Raw genomic sequence first — 22,669 nt, 5'->3', positions numbered from 1 at the left:
GGCCGGCGGGGGAATCGAGGACGTCGTGGGATACACCGAGCTGCCCGGCGCGCGGGTGCCGATCCGCATGTGGGCCGACCCGGCGACGGTGGAGGACGGCGCGATGCGCCAGCTGGAGAACGTCGCCACGCTGCCCTGGATCAAGGGCCTCGCGGTGATGCCCGACGTGCACTACGGCAAGGGCGCGACGGTCGGCTCGGTGATCGCGATGCGCGGCGCCGTCTGCCCGGCCGCGGTCGGGGTGGACATCGGCTGCGGGATGTCGGCGGTGAAGACCTCGCTGACCGCCAACGATCTGCCCGGCGATCTCTCCCGGCTGCGGTCGAAGATCGAGCAGGCGATACCGGTGGGGCGGGGCATGCACGACGACCCCGTCGACCCGGGGCGGCTGCACGGCTTCCCGACGGCGGGCTGGGACGACTTCTGGTCCCGCTTCGACGGGGTGGCCGAGGCGGTGCGGTTCCGCCGGGACCGGGCGGCCAGGCAGATGGGTTCGCTCGGTTCGGGCAACCACTTCATCGAGTTCTGCCTGGACGAGTCCGGCACCGTCTGGCTGATGCTGCACTCCGGCTCGCGCAACATCGGCAAGGAGCTGGCCGAGCACCACATCGGCGTCGCGCGGGGGCTGCCGCACAACCAGGGCCTCGTCGACCGGGACCTCGCCGTCTTCGTCGCGGACACCCCGCAGATGGCGGCGTACCGCAACGACCTGTTCTGGGCGCAGGAGTACGCCCAGCACAACCGCGCGATCATGATGGGGATCTTCCAGGACGTGGTGCGCAAGGAGTTCAAGAAGGCGCGGCCCGTCTTCGAGCCGGTCATCTCATGCCACCATAACTACGTGGCCGAGGAGCGGTACGACGGCATGGACCTGCTGGTCACCCGGAAGGGAGCGATCCGCGCGGGCGGTGGCGACCACGGCATCATCCCGGGCTCGATGGGCACCGGTTCGTACATCGTGCGCGGGCTCGGCAACGAGGCGTCCTTCAACTCCGCCTCCCACGGCGCGGGCCGGCGGATGAGCCGCAACGCCGCCAAGCGGCGGTACACGGCCCGGGATCTGGAGGAGCAGACCCGGGGCGTGGAGTGCCGCAAGGACTCCGGGGTCGTGGACGAGATCCCGGCCGCGTACAAGCCGATCGAGCAGGTCATCGACCAGCAGCGCGATCTGGTGGAGGTCGTGGCCAAGCTCAAGCAGGTCATCTGCGTGAAGGGATGAGGCCCGGGGCCCGGACCCGTGCGTCCGGGCCCGGGCTCCCGCCTCTCAACTCTCCCGGTGCACCTTGGTGTTGGAGGCCTGCGCGCGCGGCCGGACGATGAGCAGGTCGATGTTGACGTGCGAGGGGCGGGTGACCGCCCACGCCACGGTGTCGGCCACGTCCTCAGCGGTCAGCGGCTCCGCCACACCCGCGTAGACGGCCGCCGCCCGCTCCTCGTCCCCGCGGAAGCGGGTCAGCGCGAACTCGTCGGTCCGCACCATGCCGGGGGCCACCTCGATCACCCGGACCGGCTCGCCGCACAGCTCCAGCCGGAGGGTCTCCGCCAGGGCGTGGGCGCCGTGCTTGGCGGCCACGTAGCCGCCGCCGCCCTCGTAGGTGCCGTGCCCCGCGGTGGAGCTGAGTACGACGACCGTGCCGTCGCCGGAGGCGGTGAGGGCGGGCAGCAGCGCCTGGGTGACGTGCAGGACGCCGAGGACGTTCACCTCGTACATCGCACGCCAGTCGGCCGGGTCGCCGGTGGCCACCGGGTCGAGGCCCAGCGCGCCGCCGGCGTTGTTGACCAGCACGTCGCAGCGGTCCAGGGAGGCGGCGAAGGCGTCGACCGCCGCGCGGTCCGTGACGTCGAGGGGGTGGGCGGCCGCCTCCAGGCCGGCGGCCGTCAGGTCGGCCGCGAGCGCCTCGACGCGGTCCGCGCGGCGCGCGGTGAGCAGCACCCGGTAGCCGGCCTCGGCCAGCTTGCGGGTGGTCGCCGCGCCGATTCCGCCGCTGGCGCCGGTGACGACTGCGGTACGCGTGCTCATGGTGCCTCCGTTGCGAGCCGGGCTCGGCTGTGATCGTCGATCGTCCGCACGCAGGATATGCCGCTGCGAAAAGGATCAGCGGAGGGTCCGATCGGGGGACGCCTGGCCGGCGACGGCGCGGACCGGCGGGCGGCTGGGAAAGGGTGCGGTCGTGCGGCATCGCCGGACGGACCGGGTTCCGGCGGCCGACCGGCGGCGTCGGGCGCCGCGGGGCCGTGTGGCAGGGTTCTGTGGGCGTGGCCCCGCCGATGCGGCCGCGTCCTCGTCCAGCGACATCGGCCCAGTGAGGCCGGAAAGAGGGGGTCCACCGTGCCGGCACCACGCATGAGCACGACACCGCTGCCCGGTATTGGTGTCCAGTACGACCTGACCACGCGCGAGCAGCGCCATCTGTCCGTGATCGCCAACCGGGACGGCACCCGCAGCTTCAACGCCTACCGGTCCGACGACCCCGACGCCTGCGCGCTGTCGCTGCGCCTCACCGGCTCGGAGGCGGCCCTCATCGCGGACGTGCTGACCCCGCAGGACCACAGCCCGAGCCTGCTCTACACCACGGACCTGGGCCTGGTCGCCGAGCGCATTCCGCTCGGCGGGTCCTCGCACTGGAACGGCCGCGTGCTGGGCGACACCTGCCTCCGCACCGAGACGGGCGTCTCCATCGTCGCCGTGCTGCGCCGTTCCGAGGCGATCCCCTCGCCGACCCCCGACTTCCGCCTGGCCGGGGGTGACACGCTCATCGTCATCGGCACCCGCGAGGGTGTGGACGCCGCCGCCGCGATCCTCGAACGGGAATGAGCGCATGCACGGAGCCATATTCCTGATCGAACTCGGCGGCCTCATCCTCGTGCTGGGCCTGCTGGGCCGGTTCGCCGGCCGCTACGGCTTCTCGCCGATCCCGCTCTACCTCCTCGCCGGTCTCGCCTTCGGGCAGGGCGGGCTGCTTCCGCTGGGCGCGAGCGAGGAGTTCGTCGCCCAGGCGTCGGAGATCGGCGTCGTCCTGCTGCTGCTGATGCTCGGTTTGGAGTACACCGCCGCCGACCTGGTGGGCAATCTCCGCAAGCAGTACCCGGCCGGGATCGTCGACTTCGTCCTCAACGCGCTGCCCGGCGCGGCCGCGGCCCTGCTGATGGGCTGGGGTCCGGTCGCCGCCGTGGTGCTGGCGGGCGTCACCTGGATCTCCTCCTCGGGGGTCATCGCCAAGGTGCTGGGCGACCTCGGGCGGGTCGGTAACCGGGAGACGCCGGTCATCCTCAGCGTCCTGGTCATGGAGGACCTGGCGATGGCGGTTTATCTGCCGCTGCTCACGGCGCTGCTGTCGGGGCTGAGCATCGCGGCCGGCAGTGTGACGCTCGGCATCGCGCTGGGTGTCGCGGGTCTCGTGCTCTTCGCCGCGGTCCGCTACGGCCGGGTCATCTCGCGTTTCGTCTCCAGCGACGACCCGGAGAAGCTGCTGCTGGTGGTGCTGGGGCTGACGCTGCTGGTGGCGGGCATCGCCCAGCACCTGCAGGTGTCGGCGGCGGTCGGCGCGTTCCTGGTCGGCATCGCGCTCTCCGGTGAGGTGGCGGAGGGAGCGCACGCGGTGCTGGTCCCGCTCCGGGATCTCTTCGCCGCGGTCTTCTTCGTCTTCTTCGGGCTGCACACCGATCCGCAGACGATTCCGCCGGTGATCATCCCGGCGCTGATCCTGGCGGTTCTCACCGCCGGAACCAAGATCGCCACGGGGTACTGGGCGGCGAGGCGGGCGAAGATCGGCGAGAAGGGCCGCTGGCGGGCCGGGGGCGCGCTGGTGGCCCGCGGCGAGTTCTCCATCGTCATCGCGGGGCTCGCGATCGCCGCCGGTGTCGAGCCGCAGCTGGGCGCCCTGGCCACGGCGTATGTGCTGCTGCTCGTCATCATCGGCCCGCTGACGGCCCGTTACGCCGAGCCGGTCGCCATGCGGCTGCGCGGCGGCGGGAAGCCCCCGGCGGCGGCCGCGGACGGCGGCGCCGGTACGGACGCCTCGGCCGCGGCGGGCAGCAAGCCCTGACCCGGGGCGCCGGGACAGTGGCGCGCCCCGGGGGCGCTTCGGGCCGGCGGTGCTTCCGGCCCGGGGTGCCTGCCCCGGTCGGGCCCGGGTCCGGCTCCGGCCCTGCTCCGGTTCTGTCGCGGCTCCGGTCCGGCCTCACTGCGGCTCGGTCGGCTCCGGTTTCCGCTCCCTACCGATCGCTGTCCGGTCACGGCTGCGGCCCTGCTCCGGCTCGGGTCCCTGCCCGGTCGCGGTTGTGGCCGCGGGCCCTGCCTCCGCCTCTGCGCCGCCCCTGTGCACGGTCACGGGGGCGGGCCGGGGCCCGGATCGACCAGCCGGTCAGGCGCCTGGCCGCGGCGGGGACGGCGGTCCGGCCCAGCGGTGGAGGACCGCACGCAGCGCGGACGGGGGCGGGGACGGGGCGTCCGAGGCCCAAGCGACGTAACCGTCGGGGCGGACGAGCAGGGAGGTGCGCCGGCCGCCCGCCCAGTGCACGGTCCGGACCCGGCTCTCGTAGCCGGTCAGGGCATCGCGCAGATCTGCCCGTTCCGCCCCGGCGGCCGGGGTGACGAGGACGAACACGCCCCCGCGCAGGGCTTCGTAGAGCCGGGCGGGGGCGGCCGTGCCCGCAGCGGCCTCCGCCGCAGCGGCGCCCCCGGAGACGGCGGCGCCGGGGGCCGGGGCACCCGTCGCGCCGTCCCCCGGGCTGCCCGTCGCACCGTCCGCCGCGGCCCTGTCCGGGGCCGGGCGGGCGGGTACGGCGAGCCGGAGGTCCGGGGCGCGCTTGCCCGTCAGGGCGTGCGCCCCGCGTCCGGCACCGTAGGCGATGCCAATGCCGGTGACGCTGCCGAGCGCGCGCCGGGTGACGGGGCGGGCCCGGCCGGCGATGAGCGCGGCCAGCCGGCGCAGGCCGGGCCCGGACGGGACGCGCGCCGTCGCCAGGCGCAGGATCGCGCCGCTGCTGCGGAGCACCATGCGGCCGACCGGATGCCGTTCCTCGTGGTAGCTGTCCAGCAGGGTGCCGGGCGCCCCGTCGCGGAGGACGGCGGTGAGCTTCCAGCCGAGATTGGCCGCGTCCTGCAGGCCGGTGTTCATGCCCTGGCCGCCGGCGGGGGAGTGGACGTGGGCGGCGTCGCCCGCCAGCAGCACCCGGCCGGTGCGGTAGGCGGGGACCTGGCGTTCCTCGCTGTGGAAGCGGGACAGCCAGCGCGGGTCCCGCATCCCGAAGTCGTCGCCCAGCGCGCGGCGGAGGATGTCCCGCACCTCGGCCAGGTCCACCGGCGCGTGGTCGGGGACCTGGTGGCGCCGGTTCCAGCCGCCCACGCGGTACCAGCCGTCGCCGAACGGGACGACGAGCGCGAAGCCCTCGCCGTCGCCCCGGAGCGCGAGCAGGTCCGCCGGCCCGCGGTCCAGCTGTACGTCGGCCAGGACGAGGGAGCGGATCACGGAGCCGCCGGGGAAGGGCAGTCCGAGAGCGCGGCGGACGGTGCTGCGGTGGCCGTCGGTGCCGACGAGGTAGCGGGCACGGTGGGTCGCCGTGCCGTCCCCCTCGGCGGCGGTCGCCTCGGCGCCGTCCGGGTCCTGCCGCACCCCGGTCACCTCGGAGCCGTACCGGAAGCGGACCCCGTGCTCCGCGGCGCGGTGCTCCAGCAGCCGCTCCACCTCGTACTGGGGTGTGACCAGCAGGAACGGGAAGCGGCTCGGGAGTTCGCCGAAGTCGAGAGCGAGGTCGCCGAAGAGCTGGACGCGACGCAGGGGCGTGCCGCCCGCGACGAGTTCGTCCGCGAGGCCGCGGGCGTCGAGCTGCTCCAGGGTGCGAGCGTGCACGGCGAAGGCGCGGGTCAGGTTGGAGGTGCCCGGGGGGCGTTTCTCCAGGACGGTGACGGTGAGCCCGGCGGCGGCCAGATCACCGGCCAGCAGCAGCCCGGTGGGCCCGGCGCCGACGACGAGGACGTCCGAGGTGGTGCTGGGGGTGCGCATGTCCGCCTCCTGGGAACGGCGCGGTCGTACGGCGGTGATCCGAGGGACCGCGCCCGCCGGTGATGTCAGCACTACGGTGCCAACACTTGTTGGCCAACGCTCGTTGGCAAGCGTAGGTGCGGGGCCCCGAGGCAGTCAACAACCGCTGGGAGCCAGGAGGTTGGCGCGTAGCCGGGTGCGCGGACGCCGGCGCGAGACCGCCGGCCCACAGCTGTTGACCCACCCGCACGGGCCTAGGCTGACCGCTATGGATCCCGCACCCGCCCGCCGCTCCCAGGCCACCCGCGACGCGATCCTCGCCGCGGCCCGCGAGCGCTTCGCCGCCGACGGGTACGAACGCGCCACCATCCGCGCCATCGCCCGGGACGCGGGCATCGACCCGTCGATGGTGATGCGCTACTACGGCAACAAGGAGGGGCTGTTCGCCGCGGCGTCCGTCATCGACCTGCGGCTCCCGGACCTCGGGGCCGTACCGTGCGAGGAGATCGGCACCGTGCTCGTCACCCACTTCCTGGACCGGTGGGAGGAGGACGAGGTGATGACGGCGACCCTGCGCGTCGGCGCCACCAACGAGGCGGGCGCCGAGCGGACCCGCGCGATCTTCCGGGAGCAACTCGGCCCGGTGGCCGCCGCCGTCTGCCCCGACCCCGCCCAGGCCGCGGTGCGCGCCGGACTCACGGCCTCCCAGATGCTCGGCATGGCGCTGGCCCGCTACGTGCTGCGGCTGCCGCCGGTGGCGGAGATGCCCCGCGAGGAGGTCGTGGCCTGGCTCGCGCCGACGGTGCAGCGCTATCTGACGGCGGCGCGGCCGTGAACCGGGGGCGGTCGCGGTCGGGCGGGACCCTGCGTGGCCGGGATCCCGGTCGGGGCGGAGGCGGGTGGAGAGGGTGCGTGCGGTCCGCGCTGGTTCCGTCGTTCACACCTTGGCCACGCGGACGCCGCGGCCGCACAGCATGACGAGGTCTTCGGGGTCCGACGTCAGGACGGTCACCGGGGCGGGTGAGGTGAGGGCGGTGGCGGCGACGATCGCGTCCAGGGCGTACTTGTGGCCGTGCAGCCCTGCTGCGGCGAGCAGCTTGCTCGCGTGGCGGGCGATGGCTTCGCTGGACGGAATGATGTTGACGCGGGAGACGGCGTAGTCGAAGCGGGCCTGGTTGGTCCGGGGGTCGCGGGCTTCGGCGAGGGTGACGGAGCTGGTGACGACGCGGATGTCCTCCGCTTCAGCCGCGGCCAGCCACTCGGTGAGTTCGGGCGTGCGGCGTACGAGTGCGGACAGTCCTTCGCAGTCCAGGATGAGGGTGCCGCTCACGCGGCGTCCGCCGAGCCGGCCGCGTCGCCGCGCAGGAGCGCCCGCTTGGCCTCGACCGCTGCCTGATCCACTGGCCCGTGCTCGGTCTCCGCGTCCTCGATGAGCTCGCGGAGCCGGTCGCGTTCGAGCTGGCGCTGGATGAGTGCTTCGACGTAGGCGGACATGCCGCGTTTGCCGGTGCGTGCCCTGAGAGCGGCGATGGTGCCTTCGTGGAGGGAGACGGAGACCGGGCGGACAGGGCCCTCTCCGGGAGCGGGCTCGGGGGCGGTGACCATGGAGGCACTTTAACAAAACTCTTGTTATTCGGCAGGGTGTCCCGCTGCGCCGCGGCTGGAGCCCGCCAGGGGCCGGCCGCCGCGGTCAGGCGGCCGTGGCGGGGCGTGGTTCGCCGAGGAACACCTGCCGGGCGTGCCAGTCGCGGTGGGCCGCGGCGACAGGGCGCGTGCCGGGCTGCGGGCCGGTGAGCGGGCGGCCCGCGAGAGCTGTGACGTGCTCGCGGGCGGCGGGGCTGTGGCCGGCGAAGCGCTGGGAGACCAGGATGCGCTGGTCGTCTCCCACGCCGAGGACGCCCTTGTCGAAGAGCTTGTGGTGCAGCGCGCACAAGCACAGCCCGTTTTCGACGACGTCGGGTCCGCCGAACGCCCACCAGCGCACGTGAGCGGCCTCCAGCCCCACCGGTACCGCGCCGATCCTGCCGTCGTATCCGCAGAAGGCGCACCGGTACTCGTAGGCGGTCAGCACCAGTTCCCGCATCCGCCGGTCCCGCCGCCCGCGTACCGCCGAGAGCCGTCCGGCCTCCCCCGCCGGCTCCGGTTCCAGGCCGACGGCTTCGCACAGTTCTCCGTGCAGGGAGGGCGGGAAGTGCAGGTCGAGCAGCAGTCGCGTGATCCTGCCGAGCAGGTCCGGGTCGTGCCGCAGCGCCGCTCTCAGGTCCGGCGCGAGCCGCCCGGTGGCGCCCGTCTCGCGGAGGTCCCGCACCCCGCTGCCGGGGCTGCCCGGCCCGCGATCGGTGCGGACTTCCCATATGCCGTCGCTGGTCAGGTGGTGGAACGGGTAGGCGGGTGTCGTCTTGTTCGGTGGGCCGTATTCGGTCAGCAGGCGCTGCAGGTCCTGCTCCACCGCGGTGTATCGCAGACCCCCGTCGGCGTCCTCCTGGAACCGGCCGAGGGCGTACAGGAGCAGCAGCGGCTTGTGCGGAGCGCGCGTTCCGCCCTTGGTCCACTGCCTCAGCTTCGCGACCCGCTCCAGCCAGTCCATGGCGGCAGATCGTAGAGGGCCTTCCCCGGTGCGCGGGGCGGGCGGGAGGCGGGGCCCACCCGACTCCGCTAACCCCCGGGGTCCCCGGCTCAGGGCCAGACCAGGCAGTACGGCTGGTGGCCCGCGTGGTGGAGGCGCTCGGAGAAGTCCTGCCACTCGTGGAGCAGCTGGTAGACGGTGAAGGCGTCGCGCGGGCCGCCGCGGTCGGGGACGGTGGACCAGATGAAGGCCGCCGCGCCCACCGCCTCCTCGCCGACACCGCGCAGCGGGTCGACGGCCGTCACGGGGAGCTTGACGACGGCGTAGTCGGGGTGGAGGACGACGAGTTCCAGCGGGGGGACCTTGTGCAGCGGGACGCCCTCGATGCCGGTGAGGACCATCGCGGCCATCGTCTCCGGCTTGATCTTGGTGAACATGCCGCCCATGCCGAGCTCGTCACCGCCGAGTTCCTCCGGGCGCATGGAGACCGGGACGCGGGCGGCGGTCGCTCCGTCGGGCGCCCCGAAGTACTTGTAGGTCACCCCCACGCGGCCACTCCTGCTTCCCCTCGCCTGCTCGGGATCGCGCTCGCCCCGGTGCCGGCCCCTCCCCCGGCGGGCCGCACGGGAGGCGCGGGCGCGCTCGGGGTCCAGATCGTCGGTCCCCTCGCCCAGTCCGCCACCGCGATGCATAGTCTCCACCCGATAAATCGCGGCTCACGGCCGCGCAACCCGATCATCGTCTCAGAGACATCCCCAGGGACCGGCGGCCGAAACGCCCGGCCGCACACGATCCTGCGGGCCTCTGAGACCATGGCTTGTGTGACTTACTCCTGCATGCCCCAGTCTCGCAGACGTACGGACGGCTGAAGGTCTCGTCTCAGTGTCGGAGGAAAGTCGCGCGCATGTGTCAGCCGGGCGCGGCCGCCGCCGCCCCCACCTACGTACCCGCAGGTCAGGATCAAAGTGTCTTTTCCGTATGAAGCTCCGGTCTCGCAGGCGCTCTTCGACCGTGCGGCCGCCGTGACACCCGGTGGGGTGAATTCCCCGGTCCGCGCCTTCGGCGCCGTGGGCGGTACGCCCCGGTTCATGGTGTCCGGTACGGGTCCGTACCTCACCGACGCCGACGGCCGCGAATACGTCGATCTGGTGTGCTCCTGGGGTCCGATGATCCTGGGCCACGCGCACCCGGAGGTCCTGGACGCGGTACGGGCGGCGGTCGCGCGCGGTACGTCCTTCGGCACGCCCGGTGCGGGCGAGGTCGAGCTCGCCGAGGAGATCGTGGCCCGGGTGGCGCCCGTGGAGCGGGTGCGGCTGGTGTCCTCCGGGACCGAGGCGACCATGTCGGCGATCCGGCTGGCCCGCGGCTTCACCGGCCGCGCGAAGGTCGTCAAGTTCGCCGGCTGCTACCACGGGCACGTGGACGCCCTGCTGGCCTCGGCCGGCTCCGGGGTGGCCACCTTCGGGCTGCCGGACACCCCCGGGGTGACGGGCGCGCAGGCGGGCGACACCATCGTGCTGCCGTACAACGACCTGGAGGCCGTGCGGGCCGCGTTCGCCGCCAACCCGGGGCAGATCGCCTGTGTGATCACCGAGGCGTCCCCCGGCAACATGGGCGTCGTCCCGCCGGGGCCCGGCTTCAACCAGGGGCTGGCGGACCTCTGCCGGGAGAACGGCGCGCTGTACATCTCCGACGAGGTCATGACCGGCTTCCGCGTCTCGAAGGCCGGCTGGTACGGCCTCGACGGGGTGCGGCCGGACCTGATGACCTTCGGCAAGGTCATGGGCGGCGGCTTCCCGGCGGCGGCCTTCGGCGGCCGGGCCGACGTCATGGCGGCGCTCGCCCCGGCCGGCCCGGTCTACCAGGCGGGCACCCTCTCCGGTAACCCGGTCGCCACCGCCGCCGGAGTCGCGCAGCTGCGGCTGCTGGACGACGCCGCGTACGAGACGCTCGACGCGGTCTCCGCCGAGGTGCGGGGGCTGGTCACCGAGGCGCTGGCCAAGGAGGGCGTGGCGCACCGGCTGCAGACCGCGGGCAGCATGTTCTCCGTCTTCTTCACCGAGGAGGACGTGACGGACTACGCGACGGCGAAGACGCAGGCCGTCCACCGGTTCACCGCCTTCTTCCACGCGATGCTGGCGCACGGCGTGTACCTCCCGCCGTCGGCCTTCGAGTCGTGGTTCGTCTCCACGGCGCACGACGCTGCCGCGGTCGAGCGCATCGCGGCCGCGCTGCCGGCCGCCGCCCGGGCCGCCGCGGCGGCGGTCCCGGAGGCGGGCGCGTGATGGTGGGTCCGGGCGGCGGGCGCGACGGGGACGGGAACGCGGAAGGGGAGCGGAACGGTATGACGGCCGGCAACAGCAGCGGCGGCAACGGCGGCAGCAACGGCACCGGGGGCAACGGCACCGGTGGCGCGGGCAGCGGCGGCCCGGCCGGTGGTGACGAGATCACCGTCGTCCACCTGATGCGCCACGGCGAGGTGCACAACCCGGACGGGGTGCTCTACGGGCGCCGGTCCGGCTACCACCTCTCCGACCTCGGCCGGAGGATGGCCGAGCGCGTGGCCGAGCACCTCGCGGGCCGCGACCTCACCCACGTCGTCGCCTCCCCGCTGGAGCGGGCCCAGGAGACGGCCGGCCCCGTCGCCGCGGCCCACTCGCTGACCGTCGCCACCGACGAGCGGCTGATCGAGGCGGCCAACGTCTTCGAGGGCAAGACCTTCGGTGTCGGGGACGGCGCGCTGCGCCGGCCCGCCAACTGGCGCCATCTGACCAACCCGTTCAAGCCGTCCTGGGGCGAGCCGTACGTCGAGCAGGTCGTCCGGATGATGGCGGCGCTCCACGCGGCGCGGGACGCCGCGCGCGGGCACGAGGCGCTGGCCGTCAGCCACCAGCTGCCGATCTGGACGGTGCGCAGCTTCGTCGAGAAGCGGCGGCTCTGGCACGACCCGCGCAAGCGGCAGTGCACCCTGGCGAGCCTGACCACCTTTACCTTCCAGGGTGACCGGATCGTGTCGGTCGGGTACACCGAGCCGGCCCGCGACCTCGTCCCGGCGCATCTGCTCGCGGGTGCCAAACCGGTCAAGGGAGCCAAGGGCTTCGGCGCCTGAGGCGGGGCTCGGTCCGGGCCCGGGTGGCCCCCTCGGGCCCCGGCCGCGGGCGGTGTCCGGGGCCCGCGGGAGGCCCGCAGGGGGGCGTGGAAGATCGGCGAATCGGTCATGCGAAACTTTTCACATGAGTGCCCGCCACGCCCCCCGCGCCCGCATGCCGCACCGCCGCACCGCCGTCCTCGCAGCCGCCGCCGCGGCCGGAACACTGCTGCTGACGGCCTGCGGGGGCGGAGAGACGGCCGGGGGCTCGGGCAACACCGGCTTCGTGGCGGGGGAGGGCGGCATCGACCGCGCGGCGAAGGGCGACCGGCAACAGGCGCCCGATCTGTCCGGTGAGACGGTGGACGGCGGGCGGGCGGCGCTCGCCGACCACAAGGGCGAGGTCGTGGTCGTCAACGTCTGGGGCTCCTGGTGCGCCCCGTGCCGGGCCGAGATGCCGCATCTGGTGAAGGTCGCGAACGACACGAAGGACCAGGGCGTGCGGTTCCTCGGCATCAACACGCGCGACCCGAACCTCACCCCGGCGAGAAAGTTCGAGGAGGAGTTCGAGGTGCCGTATCCGAGTCTCTACGACCCGGTCGGCAAGCTCATGCTCCGCTTCCCCAAGGGCAGCCTCAACCCCAAAGCCATCCCTTCCACCCTCGTCATCGACCGGGACGGGAAGATCGCCGCCCGCGCCCTCAAGCCGCTGGGCGAGGACGAGCTGCGCGAGATGATCGAACCCCTGATCGCGGAGAAGTGATTCCGTGACGACGCTCCACACCGCGGAGGCGTTCGCCGCGGAGACGTTCAACGAGACCGTCCTCAGCGGGGCGCTGCTGCTCGCCCTGCCGATCGCCGTGCTCGCCGGACTGGTCTCCTTCTTCTCCCCCTGCGTGCTGCCGCTGGTGCCCGGCTACCTCAGCTACGTCACCGGCGTCAGCGGCAGCGATCTGGCCGACGCCCGCAAGGGGCGGATGGCGGCCGGTGCCTCGCTGTTCATCCTCGGCTTCACGGCCGTCTTCGTCTCCTACGGCGCCCTCTTCGGCAACTTCGGCTTCACGCTGGAGGAGCACCGGGAGACGATCACCAAGGTCCTCGGCGCCCTCACCATCGTGCTGGGCCTCGCCTTCATGGGCGTGATCGGCGGCTTCACCCAGCGCGAGTTCCGCTTCCACCGCAGACCCGCCATGGGCCTGGCCGGGGCGCCGCTGCTGGGCGTGCTCTTCGGCATCGGCTGGACGCCGTGCATCGGCCCGACCCTCGCCGCCGTCAACACCCTCGCCTTCAACGAGGCCAGCGCCGCCCGCGGCGCCCTGCTCACCGTCGCCTACTGCCTGGGGCTGGGGGTGCCGTTCCTGCTGGCCGCGGTCGCGTTCCGGCGGGCGCTCGGCGCCTTCTCCTGGGTCAAGCGGCACTATGTGTGGGTGATGCGGGCGGGCGGCCTGATGCTGGTCCTCGTCGGCCTGCTGCTCGTCACGGGCGTCTGGGACCGGCTGATCGGCGGCCTCCAGGTCTGGTCCTCCACCTTCACTCCGGGAATCTGAACCATGGCCGAGACGACGAAGACGGCGAAGACGGCGAAGAACGCCGGCGCCGCGGCGAAGCCGGACGACCCCGCGGCCTCCGGGCTCGGCGCGGCCGGGTCCCAGTTGTCCACCGCTCCCGACGAGAGCGCCCCGCTGCCCGGCCTGGGCGTCACCGGCTGGGCCCGCTGGTTCTGGCGGCAGCTCACCTCGATGCGGGTGGCGCTGCTGCTGCTGTTCCTGCTGTCGCTGGGCGCCATCCCCGGCTCCCTGATCCCGCAGACCGGCGTGGACCCGATGGCGGTCGAGGAGTTCCGGGCCGAGAACGAGACGCTGGCCCCCGTCTACGACAAGCTGGGCCTGTTCCACGTCTACAGCTCGGTGTGGTTCTCGGCGATCTACATCCTGCTGTTCGTCTCCCTCATCGGCTGCATCGTGCCGCGCACCTGGCAGTTCACCGGCCAGCTCCGCGGCCGCCCGCCGGCCGGGCCGAGCCGGCTCACCCGGCTCCCCGCGTACACGACGTGGCGGACCGCCGCCGCGCCGGAGGAGGTGCTGGACGCCGCCCACCGGACGCTGCGGCGGCGGCGCTTCCGCGCCTGGCGGGGCGGGGACACCGCAGCCGCGGAGAAGGGCTATCTGCGGGAGGCGGGGAACCTCGTCTTCCACATCGCGCTGATCGTGATGCTCATCGCCTTCGCGGCGGGCAGCCTGTGGAAGGCCGAGGGCGGCAAGCTGATCGTCAAGGGCGACGGCTTCACCAACACCCTCCCGCAGTACGACGACTTCCGCGCCGCGAGCCTCTACGACACCGACGAGCTCACTCCGTTCGGCTTCCGGCTGGACGACTTCGAGGCCACCTTCGAACGCGGCGGCCCGCAGAAGGGCACCCCGCGCACCTTCCGCGCCGACGTCACCCACTGGGAGGGCGCGGACGGCGCGGAGAAGAAGGGGAGCATCGAGGTCAACCACCCGCTGGAGGTCGACGGCACCAAGGTCTATCTGATCGGCTACGGCTACGCGCCCGTCGTCACCGTCAAGGACGGCCAGGGCGACATCGCGTACCGGGGGCCGGTGCCGTTCCTGCCGCAGGACACCAACAACACCTCCGTCGGCGTCGTCAAGGTGCCCGACGCCCGCGACAAGGACGGCAAGAAGACCCAGCTCGGCTTCCAGGGCCGCTTCCTGCCGACCTTCGCGCTGGACGAGGTGCAGGGCCCGCACTCCACCTTCCCGGCGCTGGACTACCCGGTGCTGTCGATCAACGCCTTCATGGGCAGCCTGGGCGTCGACTCGGGCATCCCGCAGAACGTGTACCAGCTCGACACCCGGAAGATGAAGCAGTTCAAGGAGAACGGCGACCTCTACCGGAAGTTCCTGCGGCCCGGCGAGACCGCGCAGCTCCCCGACGGGCAGGGCTCGCTGACCTTCGACCGCGTCGAGGAATGGGCCAGCTTCCAGGTCTCCAGCCAGCCCGGCAAGGGCTGGGCCCTCGGCGGCTCCGTCGCGGCGCTGCTCGGGCTCGCGGCCTCCCTCTTCATCCAGCGGCGCCGGGTCTGGGTCCGGGCCCGGCCGGCCGCGGACGGCAGCGGCACGGTCGTGGAGATGGCCGCGCTGGGCCGCAGCGAGTCCGCCCGGCTCCCGGAGGAGCTGGCCGAGCTGGCCGTGGCCCTGCGGGAGACGGCCCCGCCGGCACCCGAGCCGGAGGGGCCGGCGGAGACCCCCGCGGCGACGGACCCCCGGCCCGGGAAGACCCCGCCCGGGAAGACCCCGCCCGGAGAAACCGCCGCCGCGAAGCCGGCAGCAGAGACTGCCGCCGGAGAAGCAGCCGGCGACGACCGTGAGAACCCTGATGATCCCGCTGGTCCCGCCGAAGGAGCGCGCGCGTGAACCTGGCAGCCGCAGCCAATGAGAACCTGGCCAGTATCAGCAATGTGCTGATCTACTCCGCGATGGCCGTCTACACCCTGGCCTTCGGCGCCCACATGGCGGAGTGGGTGCTGGGCAGCCGCAGCAAGGTCGGCCGCACGGCCGCCGCCCTGACCGACCGGTCCGCCGGGCCGGCGGGCGCCGCGTCCGGCACCGCCTCCGCGCCCGCCGTCAAGGTCACCGGCCGGGGCGGCACCACCGTGCTGGAACGGCCCGAGGTCGTGACCCGCGGCCCGGCCGGCAGCCGGGACGTACCCGACGGGCCGGGCGCGGCGGGCGGTGACGAGGGCGGCGACCTCTACGGCCGGATCGCCGTGTCGCTCACCACCCTCGCCTTCCTGCTGCACGCCGGCGGGGTGCTGACCCGCGCCCTGTCCGTGGAGCGCGCCCCCTGGGGCAACATGTACGAGTTCTCGACGACCTTCTCGATGGTCGTGGTCGGCTCCTACCTCGCTCTGCTCCTCGCGAAGAAGCCGGTGCGCTGGCTCGGTCTGCCGCTGGTCACCACGGTGCTGCTCGACCTCGGCCTCGCCGTCTCCGTGCTCTACACGGAGAGCGACCAGCTCGTCCCGGCCCTCGACTCGTACTGGCTGTGGATCCACGTCTCCTGCGCGATCATCTCCGGCGGGGTGTTCTACCTCGGCGCCGTCTCCACGGTGCTCTTCCTCTTCCGCGACCGCTACGAGGCCAAGCTGGCGGACCCGGCGGGCAAGCAGCCCGGCGCCTTCGCCGACTCGGTGCTGAGCCGGCTGCCCGCCGCCGCCACGCTCGACAAGTTCGCGTACCGCGTCAACGCGCTGATCTTCCCGCTCTGGACCTTCACGATCATCGCGGGCGCCATCTGGGCCGAGGCCGCCTGGGGCCGCTACTGGGGCTGGGACCCGAAGGAGGTCTGGTCCTTCATCACCTGGGTCGCCTACGCCGGCTATCTGCACGCCCGCGCGACGGCCGGCTGGAAGGGCCGGAAGGCCGCGTACATCGCGCTGGCCGCCTTCGCCTGCTTCCTCTTCAACTACTACGGCGTCAACATGTTCGTGACCGGCTTGCACTCCTACGCCGGGGTGTGAGCGCGGGGTCCGAGCGGGGTCCCCTCGGACCCCTCCGCGCGGCAGCGACACGAGAACACGAGAAGGCGCCCCCGGTCACCGGGGGCGCCTTCTCGTTCGTGCTGAACGGCATGCGCGCTGAACGGGTGCCGCACGGGCGCTTGTACGGGCCGGGCCCGGCCGCGCGCACGAGCCGGTGCGGCCGTCAGTTCAGCCCTTCGGGCCGTCGTCCGGGCCGTTCCCGTCCCGCTTGCGGTCCTTGTGCTCGTCGTCGAGGGAGCGGAGGAAGTCCGGGTTGTCGTCCGGCGCGATCCACTGCCCGCCGCCCCGCACGCCCCGTCCGCCCCAGCCGCCGCCCGCTCCCGCGGTGCGCCGTGGGCGGCCGGCCAGCAGCCAGGCGAGCGAGCCGAACAGGACATAGCCGAAGAGCACCACGATCAGCACCCACACCGGCTTGGGCAGCTTGCGGACCTGGTCCTCCGGCGTGTTGAGGCAGTCGATGAACGCGTAGATCCACAACGCCAGGACCAGGAGAAACGGCAGATACCTCAACATGTCGGAGCAGGCCCCCTGAAGTACGGTGGCGGATCCGGGGCAGCCCCGGTGACAAGTCCAGCGTACGGGGTGACGGATACTGGTCCGCATGGCTTACGACGATCTGCGCTCGCTGCTGCGGGCGCTGGAGCGCGACGGTGACCTCAAGCGCGTCAAGGCCGAGGTCGATCCCCATCTGGAAGTGGGGGAGATCACCGACCGGGTCAACAAGGCCGGCGGTCCCGCACTGCTCTTCGAGAACGTCAAGGGCTCCTCGATGCCGCTGGCGATGAACGTCTTCGGCACCGACCGCCGGCTGCTCAAGGCCCTCGGCCTGACCTCCTACTCCGACATCAGCGACAAGATCGGCGGGCTGCTGAAGCCCGAGCTGCCGCACGGCTTCGTCGGCATGCGCGAGGCGTTCGGGAAGCTCGCCGGCATGACGCACGTGCCGCCGAGGAAGGTGAAGGACGCGCCGGTCCAGGAGACCGTGCTCACCGGCGACGACGTCGACCTCGACCAGCTCCCCGCGCTGTTCACCTGGCCGGATGACGGCGGCTCGTTCTTCAACCTCGGCCTCACCCATACGAAGGACCCGGAGACCGGGATCCGCAATCTCGGCCTCTACCGGCTGCAGCGGCACGACCGGCGAACCATCGGCATGCACTGGCAGATCCACAAGGACAGCCGCAACCACTACCAGACGGCCGCCCGGCGCGGTGAGCGGCTGCCGGTCGCCATCGCCTTCGGCTGCCCGCCGGCGGTGACGTACGCCTCCACGGCCCCGCTCCCCGGCGACATCGACGAGTACCTCTTCGCCGGCTTCGTGCAGGGCAAGCGGGTCGAGATGGTCGACTGCAAGACGGTGCCGCTGCAGGTGCCGGCCCGGGCCGAAGTGGTGCTGGAGGGCTGGCTGGAGCCGGGGCGCATGCTGCCGGAGGGGCCGTTCGGCGACCACACCGGCTTCTACACCCCGCAGGAACCGTTCCCCGCACTGACCATCGACTGCGTGACGATGCGGAAGCGGCCGCTGCTGCAGTCGATCGTGGTCGGCCGGCCGCCGACGGAGGACGGTCCGCTGGGGCGGGCCACCGAGCGGTTCTTCCTGCCGCTCCTCAAGATCATCGTGCCGGACATCGTGGACTACCACCTCCCCGAGGCGGGCGGTTTCCACAACTGCGCGATCATCTCGATCGACAAGAAGTACCCGAAGCACGCGCAGAAGGTGATGCACGCCATCTGGGGTGCCCACATGATGTCGCTGACCAAGCTGATCATCGTGGTCGACTCCGACTGCGACGTGCACGACCTGCACGAGGTGGCCTGGCGGGCGCTGGGCAACACCGACTACTCCCGCGACTTGACGGTCGTCGAGGGCCCGGTGGACCATCTCGACCACGCCTCCTACCAGCAGTTCTGGGGCGGCAAGGCCGGCATCGACGCCACCGCGAAGCTGCCGGAGGAGGGCTACACGCGCGACGGCGGCTGGCCGCGGATGGTGCTGCCGGACCCGGAGACCGCCGAGCTGGTCAGCCGGCGCTGGGCGGAGTACGGGCTGTGAGCGCGGAATCCGCGGCCTCCGGGCGCCCCGTCCCGGAGCGGGAGCCCGTACCCGAGCCGGGGCCGGTGCCCGCGCGGCCCGCCGGGGCGGGGTCCGGGAGGGGCGGGGTCCGGGCCTTCCTGCGGCTGGTGATGATCGAGCACTCGGTCTTCGCGCTGCCCTTCGCCTACATCGCCTCGCTCACCGCGATGTTCCTGGCCGACGGGACCGTCCACTGGTGGGAGCTGTTCCTCGTCACCGTGGCGATGGTGGGGCTGCGGACCTTCGCCATGGCCGCCAACCGGATCATCGACCGGGAGATAGACGCCCGCAATCCGCGCACCGCGGGGCGTGAACTGGTGACGGGCGCGGTGTCGGTGCGCTCCGCCTGGACGGGCGCGCTGATCGCCCTGGCCGTCTTCCTGGCCGCGGCGGCCCTCCTCAACCCGCTCTGCCTGGCGCTGGCGCCGATCGCCGTCGTACCGATGGTGGTCTATCCGTACGGCAAGCGGTTCACGGACTTCCCGCACGCCATCCTGGGGCTGGCCCAGGCGATCGGCCCGGTCGGGGCGTGGATCGCGGTGACCGGGGCCTGGTCCTGGGACGCGGTGATCCTCGGGCTCGCCGTCGGCGTCTGGATCGGCGGCTTCGACCTGATCTTCGGCAGCCAGGACGTCGCGGCGGACCGCGCCGAGGGCGTGCGCTCCGTGCCCGCCCGCTTTGGCGTCCCCGCCGCGCTGCACGGGGCGCGCGGGGCCCACGTCGTCACCACGGGCCTGCTCGCCTGGTACGGGGCGGTGACGGGCGCCGGCGCGTTCTTCTGGGCGGGTCTGGCGATCGTGGTCGTGGCGTTCGTCTACGAGCACTCGATCGTGCGGCCGCACGACCTGTCCCGGCTGAACCGGGCGTTCTTCACGGTCAACGGTGTGATCGGTGTGGTGCTGTTCGTGTTCGCCCTGCTCGACCTGGTGGTGCGCGGGCTGACGGTGTGAGACGGCCCGGGGCGGCCGGTGCCGTCCCGGGCCCGTCCGCGGCGGTCAGCCGACGATGGTCTCCCGGCGCCCGCCCGCACCGGCCCGGCGGCGGAACACGACCGCCGCGAGCACGCCGCCGATCAGTCCGAAGAGATGCCCCTGCCAGCTCACGGAGCCCGCGGTGGGCAGCACGCCCCAGATGATGGAGCCGTAGAGCACGGCGATCACCAGTCCGACGATGACGTCCGTCACCACCTTGTCGATGAAGCCCCGCACCACCAGATAGCCGAAGAGGCCGAAGACGACGATCGAGGCCCCGGCGGTGACGGACCCGGCGGGTGCCGTCAGCCAGACCCCGAGCCCGCCGGTCACGACGATCACGCCCACGACGGCCAGGAAGCGGCCGATGCCGCGCAGCGCGGCGAGGAAGCCGAACAGGGCCAGCGGAACGGTGTTCGCCGCGACGTGGTCGAAGCCGAAGTGGAGGAACGACGCCGGCACCACGTCGCGCAGCTCGTCCACGTCGCGCGGGGAGACGCCGTAGGTGTCGAGGGAGTTGCCGGTGGCCACGTCGATGAACTCCAGCAGCCACAGCAGCGCCACCCAGACGGCCATCAGCCCGGCCGCGGCCTTCGCCTTCTCGCCGCCGCCGCGCTCGGGCCGCCGGGCCGGCCGTCCCGGTGGCGGCCAGGCGGATCCGTGGCTTCCGTAGGTCATGGTGCCCCCTCACACTCCGTGTACTTCTGCCCAGAAGAACGGCCGGGGTACCTTGTCCTGTTCCGCTCGGAGGCTCCCGATAGGCTCGAACCGTGGAGCCGCCGCACGAAGAACCGTACGAGACGACCGGCGCGCCCCCGGCCCGCGCGGGGCGCCGCCCCTGGGTCGTCGGGGTGTCCGGGGCGTCGGGCACGCCCTACGCGGCCGCGGTGCTGCGGGCGCTGCTGCACGCCGGCGAGGCGGTGGACCTGGTGGTCAGCCGCGCCTCCCGGCTGACGCTGCTGGACGAGACGGGCATCTCCTTCCGGGACGCGCACTGGCGGGACGACCTGCGCGCCTGGCTGGCCCGCGGCGCGGACGGCACCCTGGACCGCTTCGAGGCGGGCCTGCCGGACCTGGACGCGGTGCGGTACTGGCCGGCCGGGGATCTCGCGGCGGGGCCGTCCTCCGGCTCGTATCCGGCGCGGGGCATGCTGGTCGTCCCGGCGAGCACGGCCTCCGTGGCCGGGATCGCGCTCGGGCTGTCGAAGGACCTGCTGCAGCGGGTGGCGAGCGTCACCCTCAAGGAGCGCCGCCCGCTGGTGATGGCCGTACGGGAGACGCCGCTGAGCGGGCCGACGCTGCGCCAGCTCGTGGCGCTGGACGAGGCGGGCGCGGTGGTGCTCCCCGCCTCACCGGCCTTCTACGCGGGCGCGACGGACATCCAGGACCTGGTCGACTTCGTCGCGGGCCGGGTGCTGGACGCGGCGGGCGTACCCCACAAGCTGTACCGCCGGTGGGACGGGGCGCTCGGCGGCGCGGCCGCGGCCGGTGCCGCCGGCACCGAAGGCCGGGCCGCCGCGGACCGTCCCGGGCCCCGAACGGGCGGCGCGGGTGAGTGAAACCCGCATCCGAAGGCCCGTCCCCGATGGGCCGGGTGCTTCGCAGGCGGCGGGCCCTGCGATTCTTGGAATCACAACCCTCATCCACGATCTTCGCGCATCGCGCGACAGTGCTGAGCATCGGAAGGCTTCAACGTCATGGACGCGGTGGACAGGCAGCTCATCCAGGCCCTGCGGGAGAACGGCAGGGCCTCGTACGCGGAGCTGGGGCGGCTGGTGGGGCTCTCCGGGCCGAGTGTCACCGACCGGATCAACCGCCTGGAGGCGGCGGGCGTCATCACCGGCTACCGGGCGACCGTCGACTCCGCGTCCCTCGGCCTCGGCGTCACGGCGCTGATCGGGATCTCGCTCTCGGACGCCACGGACCACGAGGACATGGCGCACCGGCTGCGCGATCTCACTGAGATCGAGGACTGCTGGTTCATCGCCGGTGACGACTCGTACATGCTCAAGGTGCGCGCCACCGACGTGGACGGGCTGGAGTCGATCATCCGCCGCCTCTCCGCGATCAAGGGCGTCTCCCGCACCCGCACCACGATCGTGCTCTCCACCAAGTGGGAGGACCGGGTCGGGGAACTGCCCGGGGAATGAGAGCCGGGCGCGAGGGCGTAGGCTCGACGGAGTCCGATTGACGAGGTAATGGGAGGCTGCCGCATGGCTGCATCTGCTCAGGACGAGGGCCTCAAGCGCGAGCTGGAGCAGAAGGTTCTCGCCGGGGAGCGGCTGACCCGGGAGGACGGCATCGCCCTCTACGAGAGCGACGACCTGGCCTGGCTGGGCGGTCTGGCCCACGAGGTGCGCACGCGCAAGAACGGCGACGTCGTGCACTTCAACGTCAACCGGCACCTCAACATGACGAACGTGTGCACCGCCTCCTGCGCCTACTGCTCCTTCCAGCGGAAGCCGGGCGAGAAGGACGCGTACACGATGCGCATCGAGGAGGCCGTCCGCCTCGCCACGGCGATGGAGAGCGAGAACCTCACCGAGCTGCACATCGTCAACGGCCTCCACCCCACGCTGCCCTGGCGCTACTACCCGCGTTCGCTGCGGGAGCTGAAGAAGGCGCTGCCGGACGTCTCGCTGAAGGCGTTCACCGCCACGGAGATCCACCACTTCGAGACGATCTCGGGCCTGTCCGCCTCGGAGATCCTCGACGAGCTGATCGACGCCGGTCTGGAGTCGCTGACCGGCGGCGGCGCCGAGATCTTCGACTGGGAGGTGCGGCAGCACATCGTCGACCACCGCACCCACTGGGAGGACTGGTCGCGCATCCACCGCCTCGCCCACTCCAAGGGCCTCAAGACGCCCTCCACCATGCTCTACGGGCACATCGAGGAGCCGCGCCACCGCGTGGACCACGTGCTGCGGCTGCGCGAACTCCAGGACGAGACCGGCGGTTTCCAGGTCTTCATCCCGCTCCGCTACCAGCACGACTTCGTGGACATGAAGGACGGCAAGATCCGCAACCGGCTCCAGGCCCGGACCACCATGGCCACCGGCGCCGAGGCGCTGAAGACCTTCGCGGTCTCCCGGCTGCTGTTCGACAACGTGCCGCACGTCAAGGTCTTCTGGGTGATGCACGGCGTGCAGACGGCGCAGCTCGCGCTCCAGCACGGGGCGGACGACATGGACGGCTCGGTCGTCGAGTACAAGATCACCCACGACGCCGACAACTACGGCACGCCGGACAAGCTGACCCGTGAGGATCTGCTGGAGCTGATCCGCGACGCCGGTTTCCGGCCCGTCGAGCGGAACACCCGCTACGAGATCATCAAGGAGTACCCGGGCCCGGACCCGGACCGGCGCGAGACGCCGCAGGCCATGCGGGTCTGAACCGGGCCGGTTTCCGGCCTGCTCTCCGTCCTGTTCCGCCCTTCGCCCTCC

At 72.7% G+C, this 22,669-nt stretch carries 23 protein-coding genes; 15 read left to right on the top strand and 8 right to left on the bottom strand.

Features of this window, described 5'->3' with window-relative positions:
• Positions 1–25 precede the first annotated feature (25 nt).
• Complete coding sequence (locus IF83_RS0126520; RefSeq protein WP_030548381.1) at positions 26–1,219, top strand: RtcB family protein; 1,194 nt, start codon at positions 26–28, stop codon at positions 1,217–1,219.
• Positions 1,220–1,264: 45 nt separating this feature from the next.
• Here IF83_RS0126520 and IF83_RS0126515 read toward each other — a convergent pair whose 3' ends face one another.
• Entirely contained in the window at positions 1,265–2,020 is a 756-nt protein-coding gene (locus IF83_RS0126515) for an SDR family NAD(P)-dependent oxidoreductase (protein WP_030548379.1), read from the bottom strand.
• 309 nt (positions 2,021–2,329) lie between these two features.
• On the opposite strand from IF83_RS0126515, the gene IF83_RS0126510 reads away from it, so the two are divergent.
• Both IF83_RS0126510 and IF83_RS0126505 read left to right on the top strand, forming a co-directional pair.
• Complete coding sequence (locus IF83_RS0126510) at positions 2,330–2,815, top strand: cation:proton antiporter regulatory subunit (RefSeq protein WP_107046888.1); 486 nt, start codon at positions 2,330–2,332, stop codon at positions 2,813–2,815.
• 4 nt (positions 2,816–2,819) lie between these two features.
• Positions 2,820–4,046, top strand: coding sequence for a cation:proton antiporter (locus IF83_RS0126505; protein ID WP_030548375.1), 1,227 nt, complete (start codon positions 2,820–2,822; stop codon positions 4,044–4,046).
• A gap of 318 nt (positions 4,047–4,364) precedes the next feature.
• Here the strand turns inward: IF83_RS0126505 and IF83_RS30705 are convergent, their stop codons facing one another.
• Entirely contained in the window at positions 4,365–6,005 is a 1,641-nt protein-coding gene (locus IF83_RS30705; protein WP_078843900.1) for an FAD-dependent oxidoreductase, read from the bottom strand.
• A gap of 247 nt (positions 6,006–6,252) precedes the next feature.
• Here IF83_RS30705 and IF83_RS0126495 point away from each other — a divergent pair, with 247 nt between their 5' ends.
• On the top strand, positions 6,253–6,819 hold the full coding sequence (locus IF83_RS0126495; protein ID WP_030548372.1) for a TetR/AcrR family transcriptional regulator: 567 nt from the start codon (positions 6,253–6,255) through the stop codon (positions 6,817–6,819).
• A 102-nt stretch (positions 6,820–6,921) separates the two neighbouring features.
• On the opposite strand, the gene IF83_RS0126490 is transcribed toward IF83_RS0126495, so the two are convergent.
• The 4 genes from IF83_RS0126490 to IF83_RS0126475 all read right to left on the bottom strand — a co-directional run bounded on the left by IF83_RS0126490 (position 6,922) and on the right by IF83_RS0126475 (position 9,242).
• Positions 6,922–7,314: a type II toxin-antitoxin system VapC family toxin gene (locus IF83_RS0126490; RefSeq protein ID WP_030548371.1), complete on the bottom strand. Its 393-nt coding sequence runs from the start codon at positions 7,312–7,314 to the stop codon at positions 6,922–6,924.
• A complete protein-coding gene (locus IF83_RS0126485) occupies positions 7,311–7,589 on the bottom strand; it encodes a hypothetical protein (protein WP_030548369.1) in 279 nt (92 codons plus the stop codon). The genes IF83_RS0126490 and IF83_RS0126485 overlap by 4 nt, the downstream gene beginning before the upstream one ends.
• A gap of 85 nt (positions 7,590–7,674) precedes the next feature.
• On the bottom strand, positions 7,675–8,571 hold the full coding sequence (locus IF83_RS0126480; RefSeq protein ID WP_030548367.1) for a phosphorothioated DNA-binding restriction endonuclease: 897 nt from the start codon (positions 8,569–8,571) through the stop codon (positions 7,675–7,677).
• An 89-nt stretch (positions 8,572–8,660) separates the two neighbouring features.
• Positions 8,661–9,242, bottom strand: a complete 582-nt coding sequence (locus IF83_RS0126475) for a hypothetical protein (RefSeq protein ID WP_078843899.1) — start codon at positions 9,240–9,242, stop codon at positions 8,661–8,663.
• Between the two features lie 273 nt (positions 9,243–9,515).
• On the opposite strand from IF83_RS0126475, the gene hemL reads away from it, so the two are divergent.
• The 6 genes from hemL (at position 9,516) to ccsB (ending at position 16,160) form a co-directional block, all read left to right on the top strand.
• Entirely contained in the window at positions 9,516–10,835 is a 1,320-nt protein-coding gene (gene hemL, locus IF83_RS0126470) for a glutamate-1-semialdehyde 2,1-aminomutase (protein WP_030548365.1), read from the top strand.
• A gap of 179 nt (positions 10,836–11,014) precedes the next feature.
• Positions 11,015–11,659: a histidine phosphatase family protein gene (locus IF83_RS0126465; RefSeq protein ID WP_030548364.1), complete on the top strand. Its 645-nt coding sequence runs from the start codon at positions 11,015–11,017 to the stop codon at positions 11,657–11,659.
• A 124-nt stretch (positions 11,660–11,783) separates the two neighbouring features.
• Positions 11,784–12,401: a TlpA family protein disulfide reductase gene (locus tag IF83_RS0126460; protein ID WP_030548362.1), complete on the top strand. Its 618-nt coding sequence runs from the start codon at positions 11,784–11,786 to the stop codon at positions 12,399–12,401.
• Between the two features lie 4 nt (positions 12,402–12,405).
• Positions 12,406–13,185: a cytochrome c biogenesis CcdA family protein gene (locus IF83_RS0126455; protein ID WP_030548360.1), complete on the top strand. Its 780-nt coding sequence runs from the start codon at positions 12,406–12,408 to the stop codon at positions 13,183–13,185.
• A 3-nt stretch (positions 13,186–13,188) separates the two neighbouring features.
• A complete protein-coding gene (gene resB, locus IF83_RS0126450) occupies positions 13,189–15,054 on the top strand; it encodes a cytochrome c biogenesis protein ResB (protein WP_078843898.1) in 1,866 nt (621 codons plus the stop codon).
• Positions 15,051–16,160: a c-type cytochrome biogenesis protein CcsB gene (ccsB, locus tag IF83_RS0126445; RefSeq protein ID WP_030548356.1), complete on the top strand. Its 1,110-nt coding sequence runs from the start codon at positions 15,051–15,053 to the stop codon at positions 16,158–16,160. The genes resB and ccsB overlap by 4 nt, the downstream gene beginning before the upstream one ends.
• A gap of 189 nt (positions 16,161–16,349) precedes the next feature.
• Here the strand turns inward: ccsB and IF83_RS0126440 are convergent, their stop codons facing one another.
• Positions 16,350–16,694, bottom strand: coding sequence for a PLDc N-terminal domain-containing protein (locus tag IF83_RS0126440; RefSeq protein WP_030548355.1), 345 nt, complete (start codon positions 16,692–16,694; stop codon positions 16,350–16,352).
• A gap of 88 nt (positions 16,695–16,782) precedes the next feature.
• Between IF83_RS0126440 and IF83_RS0126435 the strand changes: the two genes are divergently transcribed.
• Both IF83_RS0126435 and mqnP read left to right on the top strand, forming a co-directional pair.
• Entirely contained in the window at positions 16,783–18,234 is a 1,452-nt protein-coding gene (locus tag IF83_RS0126435) for a menaquinone biosynthesis decarboxylase (protein ID WP_030548353.1), read from the top strand.
• Between the two features lie 65 nt (positions 18,235–18,299).
• Entirely contained in the window at positions 18,300–19,205 is a 906-nt protein-coding gene (gene mqnP / locus IF83_RS0126430; protein ID WP_030548352.1) for a menaquinone biosynthesis prenyltransferase MqnP, read from the top strand.
• 45 nt (positions 19,206–19,250) lie between these two features.
• Here the strand turns inward: mqnP and IF83_RS0126425 are convergent, their stop codons facing one another.
• Positions 19,251–19,802, bottom strand: a complete 552-nt coding sequence (locus tag IF83_RS0126425) for a rhomboid family intramembrane serine protease (protein WP_051723443.1) — start codon at positions 19,800–19,802, stop codon at positions 19,251–19,253.
• 194 nt (positions 19,803–19,996) lie between these two features.
• Between IF83_RS0126425 and IF83_RS0126420 the strand changes: the two genes are divergently transcribed.
• From IF83_RS0126420 to mqnE, 3 genes are all read left to right on the top strand, one after another.
• Positions 19,997–20,785, top strand: coding sequence for a UbiX family flavin prenyltransferase (locus IF83_RS0126420; protein WP_078843895.1), 789 nt, complete (start codon positions 19,997–19,999; stop codon positions 20,783–20,785).
• Between the two features lie 138 nt (positions 20,786–20,923).
• Entirely contained in the window at positions 20,924–21,376 is a 453-nt protein-coding gene (locus IF83_RS0126415) for an Lrp/AsnC family transcriptional regulator (protein WP_030548346.1), read from the top strand.
• A 63-nt stretch (positions 21,377–21,439) separates the two neighbouring features.
• Positions 21,440–22,618 carry an aminofutalosine synthase MqnE gene (mqnE, locus tag IF83_RS0126410; RefSeq protein ID WP_019707732.1) on the top strand — a complete coding sequence of 393 codons (1,179 nt, stop codon included), beginning with the start codon at positions 21,440–21,442 and terminating at the stop codon, positions 22,616–22,618.
• Positions 22,619–22,669 lie beyond the last annotated feature (51 nt).

This window comes from Streptomyces albus subsp. albus, from assembly GCF_000719865.1.
GTDB classification, from domain to species: Bacteria; Actinomycetota; Actinomycetes; order Streptomycetales; family Streptomycetaceae; genus Streptomyces; species Streptomyces albus_E.
Note: the sequence above shows the minus strand (reverse complement) of the source record. Positions and strands in the feature narration are given on the sequence as shown.